Origin of the sequence: Streptomyces sp. NPDC008001 (genome assembly GCF_042958085.1) — a bacterium.
In the GTDB taxonomy this organism is placed as follows: Bacteria; Actinomycetota; Actinomycetes; order Streptomycetales; family Streptomycetaceae; genus Streptomyces.
Window position 1 is genome coordinate 353,763 of the sequence record NZ_JBIBIZ010000002.1, and the last position, 25,173, is coordinate 378,935.

Here is a 25,173-nt window from a genome sequence, read left to right on the forward strand (position 1 = left end):
GGCAGGATGGCCCCCATGAGGAGCACGCGGGACGACGACCGAAGTGTGCGGCCCACCGAGGAGGACGAGGTGGCCGCCGCAGGCAGCGAGCTCATCGGCGGGCCGGCCGGCAAGCGGGCGCTGCCCGGCGCGGGCCGGTGGACGCCGGTCCGCGTGATCGCGCTGGTGGCGATCGGGATGTTCGCCCTGGGCATGGTCCAGAAGCTGCCCTGCTACGAGTACGGGTGGTTCTTCGGCGCCACCACGCAGTACACCCACGCCTGCTACTCCGACATCCCCCACCTCTACAGCGGCCGCGGCTTCGACGCGGGCCTGCTGCCGTACTTCGACCGCATCCCGCAGGCGCTCTCCGGCGGCATGGACTACCTGGAATACCCGGTCCTCACCGGCCTGTTCATGCAGGTCGCCGCCTGGCTCACCCCCGGCGGCGGCACCATCCAGCACCGCGAGCAGATCAACTGGCTGGTCAACGCCGGGATGCTGATGGCCTGCACGGCCGTGATCGCCATCTGCTCGGCCCGTACGCACCGGCGCCGGCCCTGGGACGCCCTGCTGATCGCGCTCGCCCCGGCCTTCGCCCTCACGGCCACCGTCAACTGGGATCTGTTCGCCGTCGCCCTCACCGCCGCCGCGATGCTGATGTGGTCGCGCAGCAGGGTGGTGCTCGCCGGTGTCCTCATCGGCCTGGCCACCGCCGCGAAGCTGTATCCGCTGCTCCTCCTCGGGCCGCTGTTCGTGCTGTGCCTGCGGGCGGGGCGCATGAAGGCCTTCGCCCTGAGCACCGTCTCCGCCGTGGCCACCTGGCTCGTGGTGAACCTGCCGGTGATGCTCACGCACGACGCCGCCGGCTTCCACATCCGCGAGGGCTGGGCGAAGTTCTACACGTTCAGCCAGGAGCGCCCGATCGACTTCGGCTCGATCTGGCTGCTGATCTCCCAGCGCACGGGCAATCCCCTGGTGCACGCCAACACGTACGTGAGCCTGCTGATGGTCCTGGGCTGCCTGGCCCTGGTGGGCCTCGGCCTGTACGCCCCGAGGCGGCCGCGCTTCGCTCAGCTGGCCTTCCTGGTGGTGGCGCTCTTCGTCCTCACCAACAAGGTCTACTCACCGCAGTACGTGCTGTGGCTCATCCCGCTCGCCGTGCTGGCGCGGCCCAAGTGGCGTGACTTCCTGATCTGGCAGGCGTGCGAGGTGCTGTACTTCCTGGGCATCTGGTCGTATCTCGCCTACACGGGCAGCGGCGACAAGCACCAGGGCCTGCCCACGGAGGGCTATCAACTGGCCATCGCCCTGCATCTGCTGGGCACGCTCTATCTGTGCGCGGTCGTCGTGCGCGACGTGCTCATGCCCGAGCGGGACGTGGTCCGCCGCGACGGCTCCGACGACCCGTCGGGCGGCATCCTCGACGGCGCACCGGAAGTGTTCGCCCCCGGCTCCGTGCGCCGGCCGGGGCACACGGAGCGCTCCGGCGCCACGAGCGTCCGGTGGGAGGCCGGGAGCCGCCCGTAAGCCGGGAGGGGGCTTGTTCCGAGGAGGTGCCCGGGAAGGTGCCCCGGGAAGGTCTCCCGGGGCCGGGGATCACTGAGGACTACTTGTCGACGAGCCGGTCGACCTGCGTGGTGGTGTGCCGCAGCTGGGCCTTCAGCTCGTCGCCGACCTGGGGGGTCCGCGCGTCGCTCGGCACGAAGAGGATCGACACCTGCATGTGCGGGGGCTCCGCGAACCAGAGCTGCTTGTTGTCCCAGTAGAAGGGCGACTGGTTGCGGTTCATGGTCGCGAGGCCCGCCCGGGCGACGCCCTTGGCGCGCGGCATCATGCCGTGCAGCGCCTTCGGCGCCTCCAGGCCGACGCCGTGCGACGTGCCGCCCGCCACGACGACCAGGTGGCCGTCACCGCCGATCTTCTGCTGGCGGTAGCCGAAGCGGTCGCCCTTGGACACGGGCGTCACGTCCAGGACGGCACCCGTGTAGTGGGTGGCGCCGTGGTCGCCCAGCCACAGCCGGGTGCCGATGCGGGCGCGGAAGTGCGTCTGCGGGTAGCGCTGGCGCAGCTGCGCGAGCTCCTCGGCCTTCAGGTGGCTGACGAACATGGTGCGCAGCGGCAGGCGCGCGTTGCCCAGCCGGTCCATCCACGCGGACACTTCCTGGACGGCGTCGGAGCCGTCCGTGCGGTCCAGCGGCAGGTGGATCGCGAAGCCCTCCAGGCGGACGTCCTCGATGGCCGCCTGCAGCTTGGGCAGGTCCTCCTCGCTGATGCCGTGCCGCTTCATGGTGCTCATGACCTCGATGACGACGCGGGCGCCGACCAGGCCGCGCACGCCCTCGACCGAGGAGACGGACCGGATGGCGCGGTCCGGCAGGGGCACCGGCTCCTCGCCCAGCCGGAAGGGGGTGAGCACCAGCAGGTCACCGCTGAAGAAGTCCTTGATCCGGGCCGCTTCGTAGGTGGTGCCGACGGCCAGGATGTCCGAGCCGAAGCGGGCGGCCTCGTCGGCCAGCCGCTCGTGGCCGAAGCCGTAGCCATTGCCCTTGCACACCGGGACGATGCCCGGGAACTGCTGGACGATGGTCTGCTGATGCGCCCGCCAGCGCGCGGTGTCGACGTAGAGCGTGAGCGCCATGGCCGGTCCGGAACCCTTTCCCTGTGCCTGCTGGATGCTGTGCCTGTGGTGTCTGCTGCCCCCGGCGACGTGACGGCCGGGGTCAGCGACGTGATCGCCGGATCAGCGGCGCGACATGTACATGTCGAGTGCCTTGTGGAGCAGCTTGTTGAGCGGGAAGTCCCACTCGCCCAGGTACTCCGCGGCCTGGCCGCCCGTGCCGACCTTGAACTGGATGAGGCCGAAGAGGTGGTCGCTCTCGTCCAGGGAGTCGCCGATGCCGCGCAGGTCGTAGACGCTGGCGCCGAGCGCGTAGGCGTCGCGCAGCATCCGCCACTGCATCGCGTTGGAGGGGCGGACCTCGCGCTTGTGGTTGGCGGAGGCGCCGTAGGAGTACCAGACGTGCCCGCCGACGATCAGCATCGTGGCGGCGGCGACGGCCTCGCCCTCGTGCACCGCGAAGTACAGCCGCATGCGGTTGGGGTCCTCGGTGTTGAGGGCCGTCCACATGCGCTGGAAGTAGCTCAGCGGGCGCGGGCGGAACTTGTCGCGCTCCGCCGTGATCTCGTACAGGTGCTGCCAGGTGGGCAGGTCCTCGTAACCGCCCTGGACCACCTCGACGCCGGCCTTCTCGGCCTTCTTGATGTTGCGGCGCCACAGCTGGTTGAAGTTCTTGTGGACGTCCTCGAGCGAACGGTTCGCCAGGGGCACCTGGAAGACGTACCGCGGCTGGACGTCACCGAAGCCGGCGCCGCCGTCCTCGCCCTGCTGCCAGCCCATCCGGCGCAGCTGGTCGGCGACCTCGAAGGCGCGCGGCTCGATGAAGGTGGCCTCGACGTCGCGCAGCCGCTTCACGTCCGGGTCGGAGATGCCGGACTTGATCGCGTTCGCGTCCCAGCGGCGGATGACGACCGGCGGGCCCATCTTCACGGAGAAGGCGCCCTGCTGCTTGAGGTGCGCGAGCATCGGCTCGAGCCAGTCCTTGAGGTTCGGCGCGAACCAGTTGATGACCGGGCCCTCGGGCAGGTAGGCGAGGTAGCGCTTGATCTTGGGCAGCTGGCGGTAGAGCACCAGGCCCGCGCCCACGATCTGCCCGTTCCGGTCGAACCAGCCCAGGCTCTCCGAGCGCCACTCCGCCTTGACATCGGCCCACGCCGGCACCTGCATGTGACTGGCCGCGGGCAGGCTCTGGATGTATGCCAGATGCTGCTCTCGGCTGATTGTCCTCAGGGTCAGGCTCATGCGGGGCGCTCCTCGGCAGGTGTGTCCCCAGGGTCGGGGCTCCGGCTCTCGCGCCGAAGCCTACTGTGACCGGGACGCACACCGTGGGGGCGCCCGTTCGGGTGTACGGCCGGAAGGGCCCCGGCGCTATCCGATGAGCCCCCCGAACAGGCCCCCGTGCGCCATGCCGAGGAAGAAGCCGAAGGCGGCCGCGCCCAGCCCGATGATCAGCAGGAAGCGCTCGCCCGTCGTGGCCGAGATGTACTGGCCGTAGGCACCGGTGAAGATGCCGGCCAGTCCGCTCCACGAGCTCAGCAGATGCAGGTTGTTGAAGGCCGAGGAAACGAAGGCCAGCAGTCCGAGCACCACCGTCACGGCGACGAAGGTGTTCTCGAGGGGATGCGGCCTGCCGTCGCTGTTGAGCACCGTATTGATCAGCGAGCGGGGGCGGCGGGGCTGGCGTACTGCCTGTGTCATGGGGCTACCTCCTCCTGAAGGCGACCGGCGCATTGTTGCGCCGGTCACACCCGGTCCGTCCAGATTGCGTTCCCGGACGGCCGGATTTCAACCGGAAGCCGGAGTGCGGGTACTCTGTACGGTCTGCACCGGTGTCTGCCCAGACCAGCTTCGGTCCTCAGGGGCAACCCAGGGACTTTCCGCTGATTGTCAGTGTCGGCCGATACCGTTGTTCACGCATTACGACCCTCCTGCCACGGAACGACCGTGGCCGCTGAGTCCAAAGGAGGTGGGTTCCACATGCGTCACTACGAGGTGATGGTCATCCTCGACCCCGATCTCGAGGAGCGCGCTGTCTCCCCGCTGATCGAGAACTTCCTCTCCGTCGTCCGTGAGGGCAACGGAAAGGTCGAGAAGGTCGACACCTGGGGCCGTCGTCGTCTCGCGTACGAGATCAAGAAGAAGCCCGAGGGCATCTACTCGGTCATCGACCTGCAGGCCACGCCTGCGGTCGTCAAGGAGCTCGACCGCCAGATGAACCTGAACGAGTCGGTCCTCCGGACCAAGGTCCTCCGTCCCGAGACCCACTGAACCCCAGCGGTTCAGAGGTAATCGGGCTGCATCGCAACGAGTAGCAAGCAGCCAGCAGCACACCCGCCGAGAGGTTCACCCATGGCAGGCGAGACCGTCATCACGGTCGTCGGCAATCTCGTCGACGACCCCGAGCTGCGCTTCACCCCGTCCGGTGCGGCGGTCGCGAAGTTCCGCGTCGCGTCCACTCCCCGCACCTTCGACCGCCAGACCAACGAGTGGAAGGACGGCGAGAGCCTCTTCCTCACGTGCTCGGTGTGGCGGCAGGCGGCGGAGAACGTCGCCGAGTCGCTCCAGCGCGGCATGCGCGTCATCGTGCAGGGCCGTCTGAAGCAGCGGTCCTACGAGGACCGCGAGGGCGTCAAGCGCACGGTCTACGAGCTCGACGTCGAAGAGGTCGGCGCCAGCCTGAAGAACGCCACGGCGAAGGTCACCAAGACCGCGGGTCGCGGTGGCCAGGGTGGCTACGGCGGTGGCCAGCAGCAGGGCGGCTGGGGCGGTGGCTCCGGCGGTCAGCAGCAGCAGGGCGGCGGCGCTCCCGCCGACGACCCCTGGGCCACCAGCGCGCCGTCCGGCGGCCAGCAGGGCGGCGGCGGAGGCGGCTGGGGCGGCGGCTCCGGCAACTCCGGCGGCTACTCGGACGAGCCGCCCTTCTAGGGCGAGCAGCACACACACTTCTTGATCACACAGGAGAGAGACAATGGCGAAGCCCCCGCCGCGCAAGCCTAAGAAGAAGGTCTGCGCTTTCTGCAAGGACAAGACCGCTTACGTGGACTACAAGGACACGAACATGCTGCGGAAGTTCATTTCCGACCGCGGCAAGATCCGTGCCCGTCGCGTGACCGGCAACTGCACCCAGCACCAGCGTGACGTCGCCACGGCAGTGAAGAACAGCCGTGAGATGGCGCTGCTGCCCTACACCTCGTCCGCGCGATAAGGGAAGGGTGACCGACTAATGAAGATCATCCTCACCCACGAGGTCTCCGGCCTCGGCACCGCCGGTGACGTCGTTGACGTCAAGGACGGCTACGCCCGCAACTACCTGGTCCCGCGCGGTTTCGCGATCCGCTGGACCAAGGGTGGCGAGCAGGACGTCGCTCAGATCCGCCGCGCTCGCAAGATCCGCGAGATCGCCACGATCGAGCAGGCCAACGAGATCAAGGGCCGCCTTGAGGGCCTCAAGGTCCGCCTGGCCACCCGCTCCGGCGAGGCCGGCCGTCTGTTCGGCTCCGTCACCCAGGCCGACGTCGCTGCGGCGATCAAGGCTGCCGGTGGCCCGGACGTCGACAAGCGTCGCGTCGAGGTGGGCTCGCCCATCAAGACCCTGGGCGCCCACCAGGTCTCCGTGCGTCTGCACGCCGACGTCGTTGCCAAGCTCGGCATCGAGGTCGTCGCTGCCTGATCACCCACCGGTGATCGGTAGAGCCTGAAGGAGGGCCGTACCCCTGCGGGGGTGCGGCCCTCCTGCCGTTGGCGGGGTACTCCGGTGCCGATTAGCGGGGTGCTCCGGACGAGGCGGCGGGCCGGGGCCCGGCGGTCAGCGGGCAGCCCCGGCGACGGGAATCAGCGGGTCGCCCCGGTGACGATCCAGCGCCCCGAGCGCGCCCGCAGCCACAGGGTCGCCAGCCGGACCGTCATCATCAGCGTCATCGCCCACCACAGGGCCGTCACACCGCCGCCGAGCGTGGGCACGAGCAGCGCGGCGGGGGCGAAGACGGCGAGGACCAGGAGCATCGCCCAGGCCAGGTAGGTGCCGTCCCCGGCGCCCATCAGCACTCCGTCCAGGATGAACACCACGCCGCCGATCGGCTGGGACAGGGCGACGACCAGCAGGGCCGGCAGCAGGGCGTCCCGTACGGAGCCGTCGGAGGTGAAGAGCGGGATGAACAGCGGCCGCGCGGCCACCACCAGCACCCCCAGCACCGCGCCGGAGACGACGCCCCACTGCACCATGCGCCGGCAGGCCGCCCGCGCCCCGGCCGCGTCACCGGCGCCCAGATAGCGCCCGATGATCGCCTGGCCGGCGATGGCGATGGCGTCCAGCGCGAAGGCCAGCAGGTTCCACAGGGAGAGCACGATCTGGTGCGCGGCGATCTGGGTGTCGCCGAGCCGGGCCGCGACCACCGTGGCGATCATGAGGACGGCGCGCAGCGAGAGCGTACGGACGAGCAGCGGCACGCCGGCCCGGGCGCAGGCCCGGATGCCCGCGGCGTCGGGCCGCAGGGAGGCGCCGTGGCGACGGGCGCCGCGGACGACCACGGCGAGGTACGCGGCGGTCATGGCCCACTGGGCGATGACCGTGCCCCAGGCGGAACCGGCGACGCCGAGGCCCGTACCGTAGACGAGGCCGGCGTTGAGGGCGCCGTTGAGGGCGAAGCCGCCGACGGCCACGGCGAGCGGCGTACGCGTGTCCTGCAGGCCGCGCAGGACGCCGGTGGCGGCGAGGACGATCAGCATGGCGGGCATGCCGAGCGCGCTGATCCGCAGGTACGTGGTGGCGTGCGGGGCGGCGGTCGGGGAGGCGCCGAGGAGGTCGACGACCGCGGGGGCGGCGGGCAGGACGGCTGCCACGAGGGCCGCGCCGAGGAGCGCGGCGAGCCATATGCCGTCCATGCCCTGGCCTATCGCGGCCTTGAGGTCGCCCGCGCCCACGCGGCGGGAGACGGCCGCGGTGGTGGCGTAGGCGAGGAAGACGAAGACGCTGACGGCGGTGGCGAGCAGGGCCGCGGCGATGCCGAGCCCGGCCAGCTGGGGCGTGCCGAGGTGGCCGACGATGGCGCTGTCGGCCATGAGGAAGAGGGGCTCCGCGACGAGTGCGCCGAAGGCCGGCAGGGCCAGCGCCACGATCTCGCGGTCGTGCCGGCGGGCGGTGTGCGGGGCACGCGCGGGAGCCTGGGTCATGGCCCTAACCTAATCTTCCACAGGTAATCGCCGCAACCCAGTTGGGCCCCTTACATTGCGGCGCTCGGTCCGATCTTCTCTGCGCCGTTTGTCGCGATCTCCCGCAGACAGGGAAACTTTTTCTCCTCAACAGCCGGTGGATGGCGAATTTGCAGGTCAGAGGCGTGCGGCGGGTTGGGTCCCGGGTTTGTCCACAGCGGTTTCCCCCGCCCCGTACACAGGTTGCGCGGAGTTCTCCACAGGATGGGGCCCGTCATCCACACGGCCTGTGGATAACCAGATTGGCTGACGGTGCCGACGGCCCTACCGTGGACCGGCGGCCGCCGCCTGTTTCCGGAAGCCCGAGGGACCTCACGGACCTGACGGGACCGCCTGGACTCGACGCGCCGGAACCGGAGTCGGGCGGCCTGTTTGTCAGAGCCGTGCCGTAAGAAAGAACAGCACGGCAAGGTCCGCTTCGCGGACGGGAGGAGGTGGCGGGATGAGCATCCCCGAGCCCATGGACGACCCCTGGGCGGATGCGGGTCCCGGCGACCGACTCCCCGTCTCGCGCCCCCGCCGCGGCGACGGCCCGTCGCGGGGCGAGCGCCACGACCGCGGCGTGGAGGACGGCTCCTGGTCCCAGGGCGGCGGTCAGGGCCGTTCGGAGGCCGCGGGCTTCGAGCGCGTCCCGCCGCAGGACCTTGATGCCGAGCAGTCCGTCCTCGGCGGCATGCTGCTGTCCAAGGACGCCATCGCCGACGTCGTCGAGGTCCTCAAGGGCCACGACTTCTACCGCCCGGCGCACGAGACGATCTACCAGGCCATCCTCGACCTCTACGCGAAGGGCGAGCCGGCCGACCCGATCACCGTCGCCGCCGAGCTCACCAAGCGCGGCGAGATCACCCGCGTCGGCGGTGCCCCGTACCTGCACTCCCTGGTGCAGACGGTCCCCACCGCGGCCAACGCCGAGTACTACGCCGAGATCGTCCACGAGCGCGCCGTCCTGCGCCGCCTGGTCGAGGCCGGCACCCGCATCACCCAGATGGGATACGCGGCCGACGGCGACGTGGACGACATCGTCAACAAGGCCCAGGCCGAGGTCTACGCCGTCACCGAGCAGCGCACCAGCGAGGACTACCTCCCCCTCGGCGACATCATGGAGGGCGCGCTCGACGAGATCGAGGCGATCGGCTCGCGCAGCGGCGAGATGACCGGTGTCCCCACGGGCTTCACCGATCTGGACGCCCTGACGAACGGCCTCCACCCCGGCCAGATGATCGTCATCGCCGCCCGTCCCGCGATGGGCAAGTCGACGCTGGCGCTGGACTTCGCCCGCGCCTGCTCGATCAAGCACAACATGGCCAGCGTGATCTTCTCGCTCGAAATGGGCCGCAACGAGATCGCGATGCGCCTGCTGTCCGCGGAGGCCCGGGTCGCCCTGCACCACATGCGCTCCGGTTCCATGACGGACGACGACTGGACACGGCTCGCGCGCCGCATGCCGGACGTCTCCCAGGCCCCGCTCTTCATCGACGACTCGCCGAACCTGTCGATGATGGAGATCCGGGCCAAGTGCCGCCGCCTGAAGCAGCGCAGCGACATCAAGCTGGTGATCATCGACTATCTGCAGCTGATGCAGTCCGGCGGCTCCAAGCGCGCCGAGAGCCGCCAGCAGGAGGTGTCGGACATGTCCCGTAACCTCAAGCTGCTGGCCAAGGAGCTGGAGCTGCCCGTCATCGCGCTGTCCCAGCTGAACCGTGGCCCGGAGCAGCGTACGGACAAGAAGCCGATGGTGTCCGACCTGCGTGAATCCGGCTCCATCGAGCAGGACGCGGACATGGTCATCCTGCTCCACCGCGAGGACGCGTACGAGAAGGAGTCGCCCCGCGCGGGCGAGGCGGACATCATCGTCGGCAAGCACCGTAACGGTCCGACGGCCACGATCACGGTGGCCTTCCAGGGCCACTACTCGCGCTTCGTGGACATGGCCCAGACCTGACCGGGCCTGTTTGTAGGTTCCCATTTCTTGTGTCCCATTCTCATTCTCTGTGTCCCGTGTCTGGCCCGTAGGACATAGAGATGAGACGTGTTGGTTGAGGTGACTGAGTGGCCGCCATCCCTTATGTGATGGCAACTGAAGGATCTAGGAAGGAGCAGGAATGGGAGTCGATGGAGTGAACGTCGAGACCGGTAGTGCCTCTCACGCCCCCTCGGGGTCGCACTGGATCGCAGATGAGGAGACTCAGAGGATCGCCGAGACGTTTGTGGCTGCTTCTCCCTATCTCGGTGATATTGCTTGGTCTCAAGTTCCGGTCGGGGAGAACGCGGCGTACTTGTACGGCTTTTCGGGAGAGCTGCCGGAAGACCTTGAACCAGGTGACCCGCTTCCCGAAGGCTGCCGGTGGAGCTGGCAGCTCTCCCTCACTGATCCGTCTGGGCGAGACTTTCGCCTTCACCACGGCCAAGTCGTGTCAGCCATCACGAAGGTGGTGTACGAGGGGGACGGTCGGCAGGACAGCATGCGGGCTTTCCGGCTGGGGCGAATCGAGCAGTGGTACACCGAGCCGGCTGACTCCCGTCGTGCTCTGAAGCTGGGCCCCGAGGCGGCCGTCACTATTTGTCAGATCGCCTTGTGGGACAAGGTCGCCTTCCCGTACGAGGACGAGAACGGTCCGTTCGGGACGGGACGCATGGACTTCTTCGAGGAACAGCGTTGATGGGCTGCTCTGTATAGCTCGCGCGGATTTTCGATGGTTCATACGGAGGGGGGTGCGTCGGCATGCCCATCTCTCTCAGTGGGCACTTCTGTGTGGGGCAGGGAAACGGTAGTTAGGGATCTTTAGTCTGATTCCGCATCACTCGTCCCCGCTGCTGGGGGTGGGTATGCCGCGTGTGCTTGGCGAAGTCACGATGAGTCTTCGCTATTCGGACGGGCAGATCGACGAGGACCGGCTCTGGCCGGCGACAGGCATCGATATCTTCGAACCATCGGTACCGTGGCGTACGTTCCGCTGGCGACACGGCCAGAAGCACTACTCAGGTGCGTACTGGTCCTCCACGATGCGTGACCACGTTGTCTACGAGTCGCGGCTTGAACTGACGCGCCTGCTGTACGCCGACTTCGACCGGGACGTGACGGCGGTCTTCGCCCAGCCGTTCCTCCTCTCCACCACGGTGGACGAGCGACTGCGGCGCCACGTACCGGACTTCCTCGTTCTGCGGGAGAAGGACGTACCGCTGGTCGTCGACGTAAAGCCCCGGCACCTGCTCACCCGGCCGAAGGTGAACTTTGCGCTCGGCTGGGCCCGCGAGGTCGTTCTGACTCGCGGCTGGGACTTCGAGGTGTGGTGTGAGCCGCCGGAGGCGGAACTGGCGAATCTGCGCTTCCTCGCCGGGTACCGACGCGACTGGTTCTTCAACGAGGACCTGCTTGAGGAGATCCGGGAGGCAGATTTATACGGGGCCTCGCTTGGCGAGGCGTTCCGTGCCTTTCCGCACCATCCGGAATGGAGGGTCCGTGCGGCCGTCCTGAGGCTGCTCTGGTGCCAGCACTTCGTGACGGATCTTGCTGTGCCCCTGTCCGAGCGACACGAGCTTCGGCAGGGGACGGCTGCCGTGACGGGCTCCGGAAGGTACGAACTTCCTCCGGCGGTCGTGGACCGTGAGCAGGGCATCGACGCGGCGGAGAGCGAAACGACGGTTTATGGGCGGGAGCCTCGCTCGGGAGGTCGGGTGAACGAGTCCGCGGTACGTGTCGGCGTGGGCACAAGGCTGAAGTACAACGGTGAAGTCGTCACGGTGGAGGAGATGTTCGCCTCCCCGGCCGGCAACGAGGTCCTAGTGCGCGATGGTCGGGGCCGCCGACTCCGGTTGTCACTGCGGGAGGCACTCACCTCAGGCCGGGCCGGGATCATCCCGGAAGGGCCGGGACCCGTGGCAGATGAGCCACGCGAGACGGCCTCCGTGCTGCTGGCACAGCTCACCGACGAAGAGTTGGCGGCGGTGCGTGAGCGCGCCGCCCACATCAACGAGGTCCTCTACGGTTTCCGGTCGGGGAACGCCGAGTTCCCAGAGGAGGGCGAACCGAGAGCGCCGTACGCGGCGACAGTTCCCAAGCTGCAGCGGTACGCGGCCAAGGCCGACGAACTCGGGGTGAGCGTACGCACCATCAAGCGGTGGGTGCGGGCCTTCCGCGCAGATCGGGAAGCCGGTCTCGTTCATAACAAGCCAGATCATGGTGACGGCACCATGGGCGGGCTCGGGCGGGCCGATCCACGATGGGTGGAGATGGCCCTGGAGATCATGGCTGAGCATGAGAAAGACTCGCAGCCGACCCGGGCCAAGGTGATCCGCACCGTCGGCCCTCGGCTTGCCGCCCGCTATGGCGGTGGCGAGGTGAAGCTGCCGACTCGTGCGACGGCGTATCGCTGGCTCGAGGAGCTGGAGCGGCGCAAGCCAACCTTCAGGCTGAGCACGAAACGCAACCGAGACATCGCCGCAAGACCTCCGGGTGCGTACGGGAAGCTGCGGCCGACGCGGCCCGGCGAGTACCTGCTGATGGACACCACGCGGCTGGACGTCTTCGCGATGGACCCGATCACGCTGAAGTGGGTGCAGGCTGAGTTGACGGTCGCGATGGACTGGTACGACAGGTGCGTCACGGGGATCAGGGTGACCCCGGTGTCCACGCAGTCCATCGACGTCGCGGCGGTGTTGTTCCAGACCTACCGTCCCCGTCCGGCGGGCAAGGACTGGCCGGCGTCGGCGGTCTGGCCCGATCACGGCATTCCCCGCACCGTCTTCGTGGAGCGTGAGGCTCTCGAAGCAGGCGGCGGAGACGATAAAGTCGGCGGGGAGAGGGGCGCCGCAGGGCCAGCCCTCGTGCCGGAGACCATCGTGGTCGACCACGGCAAGCCCTTCATCAGCGAGCACATCACCTCGGTCTGCCAGCGTCTCGGCCTGTCGATCCAACCGGCCCGTCTGCGAACGGGCCGGGACAAGGGGCCGATCGAGAGATTCTTCAAGACCCTGCGCGAAGGTCTGCTGGAGTCGCTGCCCGGCTACAAGGGACCGGATGTGTTCTCGCGCGGAGAACGGCCGGAAGAGCAGGCGTTCTTCTTCCTCCACGAGCTGGAGGCGATCATCCGTGAGTGGGTGGCCTGCGTGTATCACGTGAGGCCCCATGACGGGCTGCTCGATACGCACGTGCCGGGGCTGCGGCTGTCGCCGTCAGCGATGTTCGAACACGGGATCGCTCGCGCCGGATACATCGAGGTGCCGCGCGACCCGGCGCTTGGCTTCGAGTTCCTGAAGACCGAGTGGAAGCCGATCCACCACTACGGCGTCGAGATCCGCAAATGCCGGTACAACGGGCAGGGCCTGGACGGCTACCGCGGTGAGACGAGCCCGTACACGGGGGCGAAGGCCAAGGGAATGTGGCCCATCCATGTCGACCCCGACAACATCAACTACGTGTACTTCCGGCGCTTGGACACCCGGCGCTGGCACACCCTGGAGTGGGAACACGCCCCGGCGATGAAGTTCCCGATCAGCGGTCAGGCGATCGAACTCGCCCGGAAGCTAGCGGGTAAAAAGTATCGCTTCGCCGACGACGAGACCGCCGTCGCCGAGCTGCTGGAACGCTGGCACCTCGGCCTGGGACTGACCATGGCCGAGCGGCGCATCGCCCTGCGACAGGCCCGCGAACGGTCCGCCTTCGACCTGCCCGTCACCAAGGATGACGACATCCGCACACTGCCGTCGGTCGCCCGGATCTTCGCCGACGACAGCGCGCTCGACGAGGAGACCGTCGAGGGCTCGGGCGTCGACGAGGCCGAGCCCTACGAAGGCCTCGCGCCCAGCGATGACGACGAGGAGGACGAGCTCGACGGCCCGGACGCGGCCGATGACTTCTACGCCGACGCCCTGGAGGATGCATGATGCCGCCCCGTTCCGCCGAGCCGGCCGAAGGCACTCGTCCCCGGCTGGACAACCTCACGCTCTCCCGCAAGGAGGGGCTGAGGGCCCTGGCCGAGGCACCCCGCCGCGTCCAACCGGAGATCTTGACCCCCAAGCAGATCGCTACCCTCGGCGAGGCGGCGCGGCTGGAGTACGACCACCTCCGCAGCGTCTGGCACGCCAACCTCGGCCCGCTCAAGACGCCGCAGCTCGAAGCGCTGCATGAGGACCTGTGGGACATCATCGCCAGCAATCAGCAGGACGGTGACAAGGCCAAGGGAGCCGTCGCGGTGGACGCGTTCCCCGGACTTGGGAAGACCACGGCGGTACTGGACTTCGCCCTGAAGTACCACCAGAAGGAGATCGCCCGGGCCGGGGCCTTCACCGCCTCCGGGCACGAACGGTGGCCCGTTTGCCGAGTCGGCCTCACCAGCAACATCGGCATGAAGGATTTCAACCGGGCCCTGTTGGAGTTCTTCGCACACCCCGGCCGCAAGAGCGGCACAGCCGCGCTGTTCGTCCAGCGTGCCCTGGACTGCGTCCTGGAATGCGAGACCAAACTGCTGATCATCGACGACCTACACTTCCTCAAGTGGCAGGACAAGAACGGCAAGGAGGTCAGCAACCACTTCAAGTACATCGCCAACGAGTTCCCGGTCACCCTCATCTTCATCGGCGTCGAACTGGGCAACCGCGGCCTGTACTCCGAGTCCGACGCCCGAGGCGACATCACCCTCGCCCAGACCGCGCGCCGCACCACCCCGCTGACCATGGACGCATACTCGGTGCGCAACGACAAGGAACGACGGCAGTGGCGCAAGCTGATGCTGGGGCTCGAACAGCGCCTCGTCCTGGCCCGGAAGTACCCCGGCATGCTCGCTGACGACCTGACCGACTACCTCTACATCCGCACCACCGGGCACATCGGCTCGTTAATGACGCTCATCAACCGGGGCTGTCAGAGAGCAGCCTGAACTGGCGCCGAACTCCTTGACGAGGACCTGCTGGACCAGGTGAAACTTGATGCCGGGGCGGAGCGGGCGCGCAAGGCGCTGGAGAAGAAGTTCGAGCGCAAGCGGATGACGACCAAGCCCCGCTCCAGCACCGCGAAGACCGCGGCGGCCAAGACCGTGGCATGAGCCGCATCCGTACGCTGCCGCTGCGTCAGGCCCCGGTCCCCGGGGAGGCCCTGGACTCCTGGATCGAGGCTCTCTCCGTGAGGCTTCGGACGCCGCTGGGTGAGGTGATGCAGAGTGTTGGTCTGCCGCTTCTTCGGAAGACCGGCAACCAGTTGCTCGGCATTCCGCCGGACTGGACGATCCTGTTGGGCTCGCAGCAGGCTGCCGCCTTGTCCGTGGCGACGGGTCTGGACGCAGCCCAACTCCGTGAGATGACGCTGCTCCACTACGACCAGCGGGCCCTGGAGATCAACCACGAGCGTCGCTTCGTGAACCGCCGGGTGCTCTGGGGACGGGGCGGCGGCTCCCGCTTCTGTCCGGACTGTCTGGTGGAATCCGACGGGCGCTGGATGCTGTCCTGGCGGCTGGGCTGGTCCTTCGCCTGTTTACGCCATCACCGGCTGCTGGCGGACTGCTGTCCGGGCTGCGGGCGCGTCCCTCGTATGCGACCCCGAAGCTCACAATCCATTCCCAGGCCCCGGCACTGCGGGAACGCTCCCTCGAAACCGGACGGTTCCTTCACCAGCGGTTGTGGCCTCGACCTCGCGCAGACGTTCACGCTCCGTCTGCCCGTCGGCCATCCGGCTATGGCCGCGCAGAGCCTCATCATGGACATCATCGAGAGCGGCACCTCTACCTTCGGCGTCTACGCCCTTATGCCGCAGCCGGCGCCGGGCGCACTCAGCGACATCCGTGCCCTCTGCGGACGCGTGCTGTCCGACCTTTCCGCCGAGGACCTCACCCGGCGGGCCCCGGACGACATCGCCGGAGCTCACCTCCGTCCCGATGCAGGCTGCACGCTCGCCGGCCGGGCCGGGGATCGACCCGGCTTCATGGCCCCGCCCAGAGCCGTGAGTGTGGCGAGCGCTGTCACCGTCGCGCTGGACATCCTTGGCCAGCCGGACATTCACCAGGCCGGTGAGGCGATGCGGGACCTGCTCACGGCTCTGCACGACGACCTTTCCGAGGCCAGCATCGGCCAGCTCAAGAACTGGGGAAACCGAGTGACCCCCGTCTTCACTGGCATCCAGCTGGCCGCAGCAAAAGGCGGCCTGCGTCCTGCTGACTATCTGCGACATCGTCTGACGTCACCGGTGCCGAGGCGGCCAATGGCGAAGAGCCAGGACATCACACGGCGGAGCCGGAAGATCCCTAGTACGTTCTGGAACCTGTGGACTCTCCGGATCACACCGCCTGACGGCACCGTCCCGCGCATCCTGGCTCCCGCCCTGGCCGCCGCCCTGCTGACCGTCGACAGCCGCACCGACTTCGACACCGCCACGGAACTCATGGGGTCGGTGGCCGACCGTATGGACGTCTCCCACGCCCTGCAACGCTTGGACGATCAGCCGCAATGTCCCCACATCGCCACCGCCCTGACCAGACTGGCCGACTACCTCGACGCCTCGGACGTCCCCATCGACTACGCGCGGCGACGCCGACTCGACTACACCACACTACTTCCGCCGGGACGCTGGGGTGAGATCTGCCGCCGCACCGGCACACACCCTGGAGGCGAGCGCCGAGAACAGATCATCCGCTGCCACCTTTTCCAGCGCATCAGCGGATTCCCGCCCGAATCCGCGCCTGGTGCCCCGACCGTTGGTGAGGCGTTGTTCCGTACGGAATACTTCCGCTTCCTCGCCCTGCAGAGCCCGCAGTTGGCGCAGGCACTCGATGTCGAGGCGCAGGCATTCCTCGCCACCCGGCACATCCACAACGAGCCGGTCGTCTGGCAACCGCCCAAGGCCCTTCTGGACGGACTCGCCCTCCCCGGCCTCAATCCGGACCAGGTCGACCTCCCACGACTGCATCGCCTCATCCGTCAGCGCAGGCACGCCGTCCAGTACGCGGCCGACGTCCTCGGCACCTCTGTCGAAGCCGTCCGATACATCCTGGGAGAACATCCCGCCCCACTGCCCCCGCCGGTGACAGCCCAGGGCACGGCCAGGAAGAACTACGCCAAGGCCATGCAGACCCTGCCAAAGAAACGCATGGCCCGCCTCTACCTTGACGAGCACCGTTCTCTGTCGCAGATCTCCGAGCTCACCGGCTTCTCCCACAAGGTGCTGACCCGTCTCGCCCGTGAGTACGCGATCCCGATGCGCCGGCGCGAGGACTACAAGAAGCACGCACCGGTCGAACGGGACTGGCTCTACGACCAGTACGTAGTGCACCGTCGGCTCTTGTCCGATCTCGCTCGCGAGAGGGGCATGCACACAAAGACCCTGGCCGACTGGGCGCGTCACCACGAGATTCCACTTCGCCGTGGCGGAGCACCCCCGGCCGCGTATAGTACGCCGGATTGGGCTGCCCGTGTTCCGGCGTCCGTGCAGGACGCTCTGACCGCCCCCTACGCCTGGAAGTGGTTGGAGATCGTCGTTGCCGCACTCCCGTACGCCACGATGAGAAAAGCGGCCCAAGCCCTTGGTGTCCACCCCTCCACGCTGATCAAGAAGATCAACGAGCTCGAAAGGGATCTGGGTCACGCCCTGATCGAACGTGCTGAACGTGGCCGCGGGATGCGACCGACTCCGTTCGGCGCCGAGGTCGCGCGGGCCGTCAGGACGGCCATTACAGGCTCCTCCAACAGCACGGAGCGCGGGCGGTGAAGCGGCCGCCGAAGCCATCGGAAGTAGTCGTCGCGCCCCTGTGCTGAGCCGTTCTCTAATGAAAGAGCTGGTCAGCGCCAGGTGTGGTGAGTGGCTATGCGACAGCTACAGGCTGTGTCCGTTGCTACTTTCGGTCACCAGGAGTTCACCTGTGATCCGGGTTACGGTCGAAGGGGGGTGAATGGAGTAACGGATATGGAGCCGGATCGTGCGGTCGTTCTGATCGGGGTGCATAAAGCCGTCGATCTACCCGAGCTCCAGGCTGTTGATCACGGTCTTCACCACATGGAGACGTGGGCGAGGGGTCAGGGCATTCCCGATCATCGGATCAAGATCTTCTCTGACACCAACGGTGCCGAAGTCCGCCTCGCGGATGTCAGTGAGGCAGTGCAGTCCTTCGCGGATCTTATGTCCCTGGAGCAACTCATCGTGTACTTCTGCGGACACGGAGTACTCGTCAACGGGAATGAGTACTGGTTCCTGTCAAGGGCTCCTCAGAACCCGAACGAGGCCGTCAACGTCTGGCTCAGTTGGATCACGGCGAAGAAGTGCGGGGTAGGACATGTGACCCTGGTCTCGGACGCCTGCCGAACCGCACCGAGCGGCGGCAGTTCCCTGGATGTCTACTCCGGATCATCGCTGTTCGAGAACCGACCCCGGCATACAGACTGGTTGGACGTCTTCTTCGCATGCAGACCTGGAGAATCGTCCTTCGAGATCGCCGATCCTCTCGTTTCAAGCAGAGAGTATCGAGCTGTTTACACAGAGGTTCTCGCCAAGGCGTTGGGGGGAGACTATTCTGAGGTGCTCGAACAGGTCCGACAAGACAGCAGGGTGTTCCAGCTCGTCCGCCCCCACCCGCTGAAGGAGCAGCTTCCCGGGTACGTGGGTAGGCAGATTTTTGAGCTAGGAGCGCAGATGGCCGCCAACCAATTCCCGGATGGGTGGATCACCTCCCATCCGAAGAAGGCCTGGTTGTCGCGGCTTCCGGAAGCAGAAGCGCCCGATCCGGCTGCCTTGGCGCATGAGGCCGAGTCGGGACGCGAGGTAACGCCGCCGGTGGATCCGGCGTATGACGCAGCCACAAGCGCGGCCAACCGCCTTGCGACTCCTCCGCCAGACCCCGGAAAGATCGAGTGCTCTGCCGTACATGTGGCAGGTAACTCCATTAAGGCGGTCTATACGGACGGCGCTAAGGCGGAGCAGGTGGCATCCGATATCGTTCAGATCGAGGTCGATGCTGCCCAACGCGCTTCCAGCATTCTGCTCCACTTGGAATCCGGTCACTGCGCCGTCATTCCGGCGCTGCTGGGCCGCGTCGCCACGACGGTCTTTGAGCAGGACCAGCTCGTCGACGTGTCTTACGCACCGCTGAGTGAGGGCACCCGGGGGCACCGTGAGCTACTTGATGCGACCTATGTAGATCGTCGCGCATGGATCGCTGCGGCTTCCCGCTACGGATTGACTTGGTGGGAGGGCCACACCCCGTACGACTTGGTGGGTCTCTTTGAGAAGTACGGCGAGGCCGACCCTTCACTGGCGATCTATCTCGCTTACGGCTTGGCGAGCCTTGGGAAGCGGGACCTGATCGAGAGGTTGTTGACGCGAGACAACCTGGAAGCCGGGAATGCGTTCTACGACGTCATGCTCTTGTCGGAGGGCTGGGGCCGTCCGGTGTTTCCGTTCGCGCCGCTATTGGCTCGCGGGTGGGCCCTGGTAGGTCCGCTCACGGGGGACGAAGTACCAGATGTGCCCGCTCCGCAGGCATCGCACTGGACCCTTTTCACAGATGCAGACCTGCCTCGTCTCCTAAGCCTTCTTGGAGGGTAGGAAAGGTGCCGACATGCGCCGACTTGTTCTCATCCACGGACGGTCACAGCAGCGCAAGGACGCGGCCGACCTGAAGCAAGAGTGGGTACAAGCACTTCACAACGGTCTGACTAATGCGGGTGTAAATGCGACCGTTCCTGAGGACCGGATCCGGTTTCCCTACTACGGAGACACGCTGTACCACCTGGCGGAGGGCCTCCCCGACGACGCACCTGACGTTATCGTCAAGGGCTACGGTGAGCTGGCTCCAGGCGAGGAGAGATTCATCGCTGAGGTTGTCGGGGAAGCTGTGCAGCGTCTTGGCATAGATGAGGAAGACATCCGTGCCGCAGCCGGCCAGCCAGACGTGATACAGAAGGGCGTTCGGAACTGGCCGTGGGTGCTTGCTGCCCTGCGCGCCATCGATCGATCCCCTGGACTCGCTGGCGCCAGTCTGCAACTCGTTACGCGCGACGTATATCGATATCTGCACTACATCGGCATACAGACTCAGATAGACGACGGCGTTCGGAAAGCCATCACCTCAGATGAGGAAAACGTAGTCGTGGCCCACTCGTTGGGATCAGTCGTAGCCTACAACGTGCTCAAGCGGGATGCCGAAGAGCTCAAGTGGAAGGTGCCAGCCCTCGTCACGCTGGGCTCGCCGCTAGCAATCGCCCCCATTGCCCAAAAGCTAAGGCCGGTCAGCCGTCCTCATGGTGTCAGAGTCTGGTTCAACGCCTTCGACCCGCGGGACGTCGTCGCCCTCCGTCCACTCGACCGCGAGCGCTTCCCGGTGACCCCAGAAGTAGAAAACTTCAACCAGATCCGAAACGAAACCTCTCACCATCACGGGATAGTCGGCTACCTGGAGCATCCCGAAGTGGCGCTTCGTATCTACCGCACTTTGGTCCAGTGATGGACTACTGACGGAGCTGCCTGCCCTGACCCGCCGAGCAGGATCAATATGTCCGTGACGCGAGGATGAGCAACGTCTGGGCATGCCATGGCAGTTTGGGCCAACACTTGAGAGGACCTGGAGACGATCCCACGGCACCGTGTAAATGGGGTTCTGCCTCCGTTGTTTCCGCTGCTTCCTCGACGACCGGTGCAGGGACAAGATCGTGAGACAGGACGCCGTGGCCCGTAAATGAGACGTACCGAGAATGCACAGATCGCCGCAACGGAATGGGACATTCCGATTGAGGGCCTACACCTGTGCAGAACGCGTGGCCACCGCCATCCGGAAGTCCGTCGCCGACCGAAAACGCTTTGCCCAGGCCGGGGAGGGGTTGTTACCGTCACGCCGGCGCGAGAGGCGCGTGATCACGGGACAGGGAGGTTGATGAATATGGCTGCCGTCGGCCGTCTTCAGCATGCCCTTGTCCGGCCCACGCGCTAGCAAAGGCGCGGGCCGGGTCGTTCCAACGACCAGGAGTGACACGTGTCTTCCTCCACCGCATCAGCCCGCATTCAGCTGACCACAGACCGCCTTGTTCTCCGGCCCTGGACGATGGCCGAGGCCACCGCCGTCCTCGACGACACCAGGTCGGCCCACTGGGCGGACGACTTCCCTGCCGAAGGTGACCGCGTCATCGCGGGTCTCTTCGATCAGAACCCCGCCTGGCTCGGCGAGTACGGCCACCGTCTGATCATCGAGCGTGACAGCGGCCTGGTGGTCGGCTCGATCGGCCTGTTCTGGCCGCCCAGCGAGGGAATCCTCGAATTCGGATACGGCATCGTGGCTTCCCGCCGTGGCCGGGGCTATGCCCCCGAGGCCACCCGGGCCCTGGCAGAGTTCGCCCTCACCGCACCGGACGTTCACACCGTGTCCGCCAGCGTCGAACTGTCGAACCCGTCCTCCGCCCGCGTGCTGGAGAAGGCCGGCTTCCACCGCTGGGCCACCGAGGAGAACATGGCCCGGTTCAGGCTCACGAGCCCGGACCACGACCAGCGCTGAACCCCGGGGCCCTGGAGGCACGGCCTCCAGGGCCCCACCGCAGTCGTGCAGCCTGCGCGGGCGCTGAGGCAATGACACGGCCGTGAGACGGACCGCTCCGGCCGAGCCGTGAGACAGCCAGAGAAACCGCACGTCACAGCGTTGCCGCAGGACACGGAAGCGGAGAACCTGCAGACCTGCCGGGCCGGGGGCCGGCAGTTGGTTCAGGGGGCGTGGGGCGGCCCGGAGGCGGGCGGTCAGTCGAGGAGGCCGGCGAGGTCGCGGAGCAGGTGGGCCTTGGAGCGGGCGCCCACGAGGGTGGTCACGGGCTCGCCCGCGCGGAAGAGCATCAGCGTCGGCATGGACAGGACCCCGTAGGCGGCCTGCGTCTGCGGGCTCGTGTCCACGTCCAGCCGGACGATCTTGAGGCGCCCTGCTTCCTCCGCCGCTAGCGCGGCGAGGACGGGTTCGATCATGCGGCAGGGCGGGCACCACGCGGCGGTGAAGTCCACGAGGACGGGCAGCTGCTCGGTGAGGACTTCGACGGCGAAGGTGGCGTCGGTGACGGTCAGGACGGCTGCGGCGGGTGTGTCCGTGGCAGTGCTCTTCTGGGCAAAGGTCTGCGTGACAGGGGCCTTCGTGGCAGTGGTCATGGTGTGCCGGGTTCCTTTTCGTGTCCGGGCGGTGGGGTGAAGGCGCAGAGCGGCGGCGGGCCGCCGGGGGCATCGGCCGCGGCCTCCAGTTCGGCGCGGGCGAGCTGGGAGCCCACCTCGGCCCGGATCCGCTGCAGATGGTCGATGCAGTCGTCCAGTTCCGCGAGCTTGCGGCGGTAGACGTCCAGGGAGGCGGGGCAGGAGTCGCCGGCCGGGTGCCCGGCGCGCAGGCAGTCCACGAAGGGGCGGGTCTCCTCCAGCCCGAAGCCGAAGTCCTGCAGCGTGCGGATCTGCTGGAGCAGCCGCAGGTCGCCGTCGTCGTACGTGCGGTAGCCGTTGCCGCTGCGGCGGGCGGGCAGGAGCCCGAGTTCCTCGTAGTGCCGCAGGGTGCGGGTGGTGGTGCCCGCTTGCCGGGCCAGTTCCCCGATGCGCATGGCACGACCGTAAACGTTCACGCTGACGTCAAGGCCAGACCCTGGTGAGGCCGGAACGCTGGTCAGGCCGATCCTGGTAAGACCGGCTGCTGGTAAGGCCGGCTCCTGGTTAGGGTGCGCTCATGATCGCCGACTCGTACGCAGATGCCGAGCTCCTGCCCGCCACCCGCCGGGCGCTCCTCCACCGCCTCGCCACCGGCCAGTCCGAGGGACGTGCGCCGTCGATGGTGGGGGCGGTGGTGCGGGACGGGCGCCTGGTGTGGAGCTCCGGCCGCGGTGAACTCCCCGCAGGGGCGGGGGAGCGGGCCGAGGACGTCCAGTACCGCATCGGCTCGATCACCAAGTCCCTCGTCGCGGTGCTGGTGATGCGGCTGAGGGACGAGGGCCTGCTGGACCTGGAGGACCGGCTCGGCGCCCATCTCGACACCCCCGCGGGCGGCGACGCGACCATCGCCCAGCTCCTCTCGCACACCTCGGGGCTTGCGGCGGAGGCGCGCGGGCCCTGGTGGGAGCGCACGGACGGCAGCCTGCGCCCCGAGCTCGGCGACGTCTTCGGCGACCACCCGCAACTCCACACCCCCGGGCGGCTGCACCACTACTCCAACCCCGGTTACGCGCTGCTCGGTGCGCTCGTCGAGCGGATCCGCGGGGAGAACTGGTACGAGGTGCTGTGCCGCGAGGTGCTCGGGCCGCTCGGCATGGACCGGACGACCCTCGGGCCCGTGGCGCCGCACGCGGAGGGCTGGGCCGTGCACCCCTGGGCCGACGTCCTCCTCCCGGAGCCCGCGGTCGACACCGGGCGGATGGCACCGGCGGGTCAGCTCTGGTCGACGGCGGCCGACCTGTCCCGGTTCGCCGCCTTCCTGCTGAACGGGGACGACAGGGTGCTCGCCGCGACGACGCTCGCCGAGATGCGCGCTCCGGAAGGCGGCCCGAAGGACCAGGGCTGGACCACCGGTTACGGGCTCGGCCTGCAGGTGATCAACCGGGACGGCCGGACCCTCGTGGGACACACGGGCACCATGCCGGGATTCGTGGCGATGCTGCTGATCAGCCCGCAGGACGGACTGGCGGGCGTGGCTCTCGCCAACCGCACGTCCTGCTTCGAGGCGTGCGCCGTCGCGGCGGACCTCCTGACGACCGTCGCCGACCTCGAACCGCGCATCCCCGCCCCCTGGCGCCCCCTCACCGAGGCCAAGGACGAGCACGTGGAGCTGACAGGCCCCTGGTACTGGGGCGCGGCCGCGTTCACCCTGCGGCTGGAGGCCGGCGGGGTCCTGGAGCTTTCACCGCTCGGCACTTCCGGTCGCGCTTCGCGCTTCCGCCCCGAGCCGGACGGCACGTGGACGGGACTCGACGGCTATTACGCGGGGGAGACGCTGACGGCCGTACGCAGTACGGCAGGGGGCCGGGTGAGCCACCTCGACCTCGGCACGTTCGTCTTCACCCGTGAGCCGTACGAGGCGGGGGGCGCGGTGCCGGGAGGCGTGGACGCGGGCGGCTGGCGGACGCGAGGGACGGCAGAGACGGAGGCAGATACGGCTGCGGATGCGGAGGGGTAGGCGGCGGAAGTAATCCGATAGTCCTTTGGTCCTTGCGGCCCTGTGGACGACGGTCGGCGCCGGACGGGGCACGGACGTAGGGTCAGGGGGAGATTGGCGGGCGCCGGACACCCGGCGCGACACCCGGAAGGCACTGGCACCGTGACTGCGAACCCCGCACCGGACGCACCGGAACTGCTCGACCTCGCGCCGCTGGGCGCCGGTCACTTCGCACGCATCGAGGACAAGGTCGCGTCGCTGATGCGGACGCGCGAGACCGTCGTCACGATGCAGGGCGAGGCGCTGCTGCCGCTGGAGGCCGCGATTCGTTCGGCCGTCGGGCCCGGCAGCACCGCGCTCAACATCATCACCGGCCCGTACGGCGAGACGTTCGGCGGCTGGCTGCGCTCCTGCGGCGCCGAGGTGATCACCCTCTCGGCGCCGTTCAGCGGCGCGGTCGGGGCCGAGGAGGTCGCGGAGGCGCTGCGCGCGCACCCGGAGATCGACTTCGTCAGCCTGGTGCACGCCGAGGCGGCCACCGGCAACACCAACCCGGTGGCGGCGATCGGCGAGGTCGTACGGGCGCACGGGGCGCTGCTGATGCTGGACGCGGTCGCGTCCGTCGGCGCGGAGCCGCTCCTCACCGACGAGTGGGGCGTCGACCTGTGCGTCATCGGCGGGCAGAAGGCCCTGGCGGGCCCGGCCGGCGTGTCCGTCGTCTCGGTCAGCGCCCGCGCGTGGGAGCGCATCGCCGCCAACGAGCAGGCCCCGCGTCGCTCCTACCTCTCCCTGCTGGACTGGAAGGAGCGCTGGATCGACGGCGGCCGCACGGCCCTGCCGCACGCTCCCGCGCAGCTGGAGATGCTGGCCCTGGAGCAGGCCGTCGACCGCATCGAGGAGGACGGCCTGGAGGCCGTCATGGCCCGTCACAGCGCTGCCGCGGCCGCCACGCGCGCAGGTGTCCGGGTCCTGGGCGGTCTGTCCCCGTACGTCGTCCGGGACGAGGACGCCGCCCCGGTCGCCACCACCCTGCGCGCACCCGACGGCAAGGACGCCCGTGACGTGGTGGCCGCCGCTCTCGCCGCCGACGCCTCCGTGCCCGTCCAGGCGGCGGCCGGGCCGCTCGCCAAGGAGATGATCCGCGTCAACCACTACGGCCTCGACGCCGACCGCGAGGTCGTCCTGGCCTCGCTGGTGGCGCTCGGCGAGGGCCTGCGTGCGCTCGGCGTGCCGGTCGCGGACGAGGCGGACGCCCTGGCGGCCGCGGGGAAGGCGTGGGATGCGGTGATCCCGGGCTAA

22 protein-coding genes are annotated in these 25,173 nt (G+C 68.1%); 16 read left to right on the forward strand and 6 right to left on the reverse strand.

Annotated features, from left to right (window positions below; translation table 11 throughout):
• The first annotated feature begins 15 nt into the window (after positions 1-15).
• Complete coding sequence (locus tag ACFZCD_RS06595) at positions 16-1,509, forward strand: glycosyltransferase family 87 protein (protein WP_391828555.1); 1,494 nt, start codon at positions 16-18, stop codon at positions 1,507-1,509.
• Positions 1,510-1,588: 79 nt separating this feature from the next.
• On the opposite strand, the gene ACFZCD_RS06600 is transcribed toward ACFZCD_RS06595, so the two are convergent.
• The 3 genes from ACFZCD_RS06600 to ACFZCD_RS06610 form a co-directional block, all read right to left on the reverse strand.
• The gene (locus ACFZCD_RS06600) at positions 1,589-2,620 is read right to left on the reverse strand and encodes an alanine racemase (RefSeq protein ID WP_391828557.1); all 1,032 of its coding nucleotides are present in this window, start codon (positions 2,618-2,620) and stop codon (positions 1,589-1,591) included.
• Positions 2,621-2,722: 102 nt separating this feature from the next.
• Positions 2,723-3,841: a lipid II:glycine glycyltransferase FemX gene (locus ACFZCD_RS06605; RefSeq protein WP_391828559.1), complete on the reverse strand. Its 1,119-nt coding sequence runs from the start codon at positions 3,839-3,841 to the stop codon at positions 2,723-2,725.
• Positions 3,842-3,967: 126 nt separating this feature from the next.
• On the reverse strand, positions 3,968-4,297 hold the full coding sequence (locus ACFZCD_RS06610; RefSeq protein ID WP_391828560.1) for a hypothetical protein: 330 nt from the start codon (positions 4,295-4,297) through the stop codon (positions 3,968-3,970).
• Positions 4,298-4,576: 279 nt separating this feature from the next.
• Between ACFZCD_RS06610 and rpsF the strand changes: the two genes are divergently transcribed.
• From rpsF to rplI, 4 genes are all read left to right on the forward strand, one after another.
• Entirely contained in the window at positions 4,577-4,867 is a 291-nt protein-coding gene (gene rpsF / locus ACFZCD_RS06615) for a 30S ribosomal protein S6 (protein ID WP_030366820.1), read from the forward strand.
• 81 nt (positions 4,868-4,948) lie between these two features.
• Complete coding sequence (locus ACFZCD_RS06620) at positions 4,949-5,524, forward strand: single-stranded DNA-binding protein (protein WP_391828562.1); 576 nt, start codon at positions 4,949-4,951, stop codon at positions 5,522-5,524.
• A 43-nt stretch (positions 5,525-5,567) separates the two neighbouring features.
• Positions 5,568-5,804 carry a 30S ribosomal protein S18 gene (rpsR, locus tag ACFZCD_RS06625; RefSeq protein ID WP_004950692.1) on the forward strand — a complete coding sequence of 79 codons (237 nt, stop codon included), beginning with the start codon at positions 5,568-5,570 and terminating at the stop codon, positions 5,802-5,804.
• A gap of 18 nt (positions 5,805-5,822) precedes the next feature.
• Positions 5,823-6,269 (forward strand): 50S ribosomal protein L9, encoded by a 447-nt coding sequence (gene rplI, locus ACFZCD_RS06630; RefSeq protein WP_391828564.1) that lies wholly within the window; start codon positions 5,823-5,825, stop codon positions 6,267-6,269.
• Between the two features lie 161 nt (positions 6,270-6,430).
• On the opposite strand, the gene ACFZCD_RS06635 is transcribed toward rplI, so the two are convergent.
• A complete protein-coding gene (locus ACFZCD_RS06635; RefSeq protein WP_391828565.1) occupies positions 6,431-7,768 on the reverse strand; it encodes an MATE family efflux transporter in 1,338 nt (445 codons plus the stop codon).
• A 481-nt stretch (positions 7,769-8,249) separates the two neighbouring features.
• Between ACFZCD_RS06635 and dnaB the strand changes: the two genes are divergently transcribed.
• The 9 genes from dnaB (at position 8,250) to ACFZCD_RS06680 (ending at position 21,267) form a co-directional block, all read left to right on the forward strand.
• A complete protein-coding gene (dnaB, locus tag ACFZCD_RS06640) occupies positions 8,250-9,749 on the forward strand; it encodes a replicative DNA helicase (RefSeq protein ID WP_391828567.1) in 1,500 nt (499 codons plus the stop codon).
• A 175-nt stretch (positions 9,750-9,924) separates the two neighbouring features.
• Complete coding sequence (locus ACFZCD_RS06645) at positions 9,925-10,467, forward strand: hypothetical protein (protein ID WP_391828569.1); 543 nt, start codon at positions 9,925-9,927, stop codon at positions 10,465-10,467.
• 166 nt (positions 10,468-10,633) lie between these two features.
• Positions 10,634-13,690: a TnsA-like heteromeric transposase endonuclease subunit gene (locus ACFZCD_RS06650; RefSeq protein ID WP_391828571.1), complete on the forward strand. Its 3,057-nt coding sequence runs from the start codon at positions 10,634-10,636 to the stop codon at positions 13,688-13,690.
• A complete protein-coding gene (locus ACFZCD_RS06655) occupies positions 13,690-14,682 on the forward strand; it encodes an ATP-binding protein (RefSeq protein ID WP_391828573.1) in 993 nt (330 codons plus the stop codon). Before ACFZCD_RS06650 ends, ACFZCD_RS06655 begins: the two co-directional genes overlap by 1 nt.
• 39 nt (positions 14,683-14,721) lie before the next feature.
• Positions 14,722-14,847, forward strand: coding sequence for a hypothetical protein (locus tag ACFZCD_RS06660; protein ID WP_391828575.1), 126 nt, complete (start codon positions 14,722-14,724; stop codon positions 14,845-14,847).
• Positions 14,844-17,498, forward strand: a complete 2,655-nt coding sequence (locus ACFZCD_RS06665; protein WP_391828577.1) for a TniQ family protein — start codon at positions 14,844-14,846, stop codon at positions 17,496-17,498. The genes ACFZCD_RS06660 and ACFZCD_RS06665 overlap by 4 nt, the downstream gene beginning before the upstream one ends.
• A 195-nt stretch (positions 17,499-17,693) precedes the next feature.
• Entirely contained in the window at positions 17,694-19,328 is a 1,635-nt protein-coding gene (locus tag ACFZCD_RS06670; protein ID WP_391828579.1) for a caspase family protein, read from the forward strand.
• A gap of 13 nt (positions 19,329-19,341) precedes the next feature.
• Positions 19,342-20,226 carry a hypothetical protein gene (locus ACFZCD_RS06675; protein ID WP_391828581.1) on the forward strand — a complete coding sequence of 295 codons (885 nt, stop codon included), beginning with the start codon at positions 19,342-19,344 and terminating at the stop codon, positions 20,224-20,226.
• Between the two features lie 525 nt (positions 20,227-20,751).
• Entirely contained in the window at positions 20,752-21,267 is a 516-nt protein-coding gene (locus ACFZCD_RS06680; RefSeq protein WP_391828583.1) for a GNAT family N-acetyltransferase, read from the forward strand.
• 236 nt (positions 21,268-21,503) lie between these two features.
• On the opposite strand, the gene trxA is transcribed toward ACFZCD_RS06680, so the two are convergent.
• Entirely contained in the window at positions 21,504-21,899 is a 396-nt protein-coding gene (gene trxA / locus ACFZCD_RS06685; protein ID WP_391828585.1) for a thioredoxin, read from the reverse strand.
• A complete protein-coding gene (locus tag ACFZCD_RS06690) occupies positions 21,896-22,333 on the reverse strand; it encodes a MerR family transcriptional regulator (protein WP_391828587.1) in 438 nt (145 codons plus the stop codon). The genes trxA and ACFZCD_RS06690 overlap by 4 nt, the downstream gene beginning before the upstream one ends.
• Positions 22,334-22,455: 122 nt before the next feature.
• On the opposite strand from ACFZCD_RS06690, the gene ACFZCD_RS06695 reads away from it, so the two are divergent.
• Together ACFZCD_RS06695 and ACFZCD_RS06700 are read left to right on the forward strand one after the other, a co-directional pair.
• The gene (locus tag ACFZCD_RS06695; protein ID WP_391828589.1) at positions 22,456-23,895 is read left to right on the forward strand and encodes a serine hydrolase domain-containing protein; all 1,440 of its coding nucleotides are present in this window, start codon (positions 22,456-22,458) and stop codon (positions 23,893-23,895) included.
• Between the two features lie 141 nt (positions 23,896-24,036).
• Positions 24,037-25,173, forward strand: a complete 1,137-nt coding sequence (locus tag ACFZCD_RS06700; protein WP_391828591.1) for a pyridoxal-phosphate-dependent aminotransferase family protein — start codon at positions 24,037-24,039, stop codon at positions 25,171-25,173.

Excerpts from the sequence above, each read along its gene's own strand:
- ACFZCD_RS06595 (WP_391828555.1), top strand. The coding sequence starts at position 16 with ATGAGGAGCACGCGGGACGACGACCGAAGTGTGCGGCCCACCGAGGAG.
- ACFZCD_RS06600 (WP_391828557.1), bottom strand. The coding sequence starts at position 2,620 with ATGGCGCTCACGCTCTACGTCGACACCGCGCGCTGGCGGGCGCATCAG.
- ACFZCD_RS06605 (WP_391828559.1), bottom strand. The coding sequence starts at position 3,841 with ATGAGCCTGACCCTGAGGACAATCAGCCGAGAGCAGCATCTGGCATAC.
- ACFZCD_RS06610 (WP_391828560.1), bottom strand. The coding sequence starts at position 4,297 with ATGACACAGGCAGTACGCCAGCCCCGCCGCCCCCGCTCGCTGATCAAT.
- rpsF (WP_030366820.1), top strand. The coding sequence starts at position 4,577 with ATGCGTCACTACGAGGTGATGGTCATCCTCGACCCCGATCTCGAGGAG.
- ACFZCD_RS06620 (WP_391828562.1), top strand. The coding sequence starts at position 4,949 with ATGGCAGGCGAGACCGTCATCACGGTCGTCGGCAATCTCGTCGACGAC.
- rpsR (WP_004950692.1), top strand. The coding sequence starts at position 5,568 with ATGGCGAAGCCCCCGCCGCGCAAGCCTAAGAAGAAGGTCTGCGCTTTC.
- rplI (WP_391828564.1), top strand. The coding sequence starts at position 5,823 with ATGAAGATCATCCTCACCCACGAGGTCTCCGGCCTCGGCACCGCCGGT.
- ACFZCD_RS06635 (WP_391828565.1), bottom strand. The coding sequence starts at position 7,768 with ATGACCCAGGCTCCCGCGCGTGCCCCGCACACCGCCCGCCGGCACGAC.
- dnaB (WP_391828567.1), top strand. The coding sequence starts at position 8,250 with ATGAGCATCCCCGAGCCCATGGACGACCCCTGGGCGGATGCGGGTCCC.
- ACFZCD_RS06650 (WP_391828571.1), top strand. The coding sequence starts at position 10,634 with ATGCCGCGTGTGCTTGGCGAAGTCACGATGAGTCTTCGCTATTCGGAC.
- ACFZCD_RS06655 (WP_391828573.1), top strand. The coding sequence starts at position 13,690 with ATGCCGCCCCGTTCCGCCGAGCCGGCCGAAGGCACTCGTCCCCGGCTG.
- ACFZCD_RS06665 (WP_391828577.1), top strand. The coding sequence starts at position 14,844 with ATGAGCCGCATCCGTACGCTGCCGCTGCGTCAGGCCCCGGTCCCCGGG.
- ACFZCD_RS06670 (WP_391828579.1), top strand. The coding sequence starts at position 17,694 with ATGGAGCCGGATCGTGCGGTCGTTCTGATCGGGGTGCATAAAGCCGTC.
- ACFZCD_RS06675 (WP_391828581.1), top strand. The coding sequence starts at position 19,342 with ATGCGCCGACTTGTTCTCATCCACGGACGGTCACAGCAGCGCAAGGAC.
- trxA (WP_391828585.1), bottom strand. The coding sequence starts at position 21,899 with ATGACCACTGCCACGAAGGCCCCTGTCACGCAGACCTTTGCCCAGAAG.
- ACFZCD_RS06690 (WP_391828587.1), bottom strand. The coding sequence starts at position 22,333 with ATGCGCATCGGGGAACTGGCCCGGCAAGCGGGCACCACCACCCGCACC.
- ACFZCD_RS06695 (WP_391828589.1), top strand. The coding sequence starts at position 22,456 with ATGATCGCCGACTCGTACGCAGATGCCGAGCTCCTGCCCGCCACCCGC.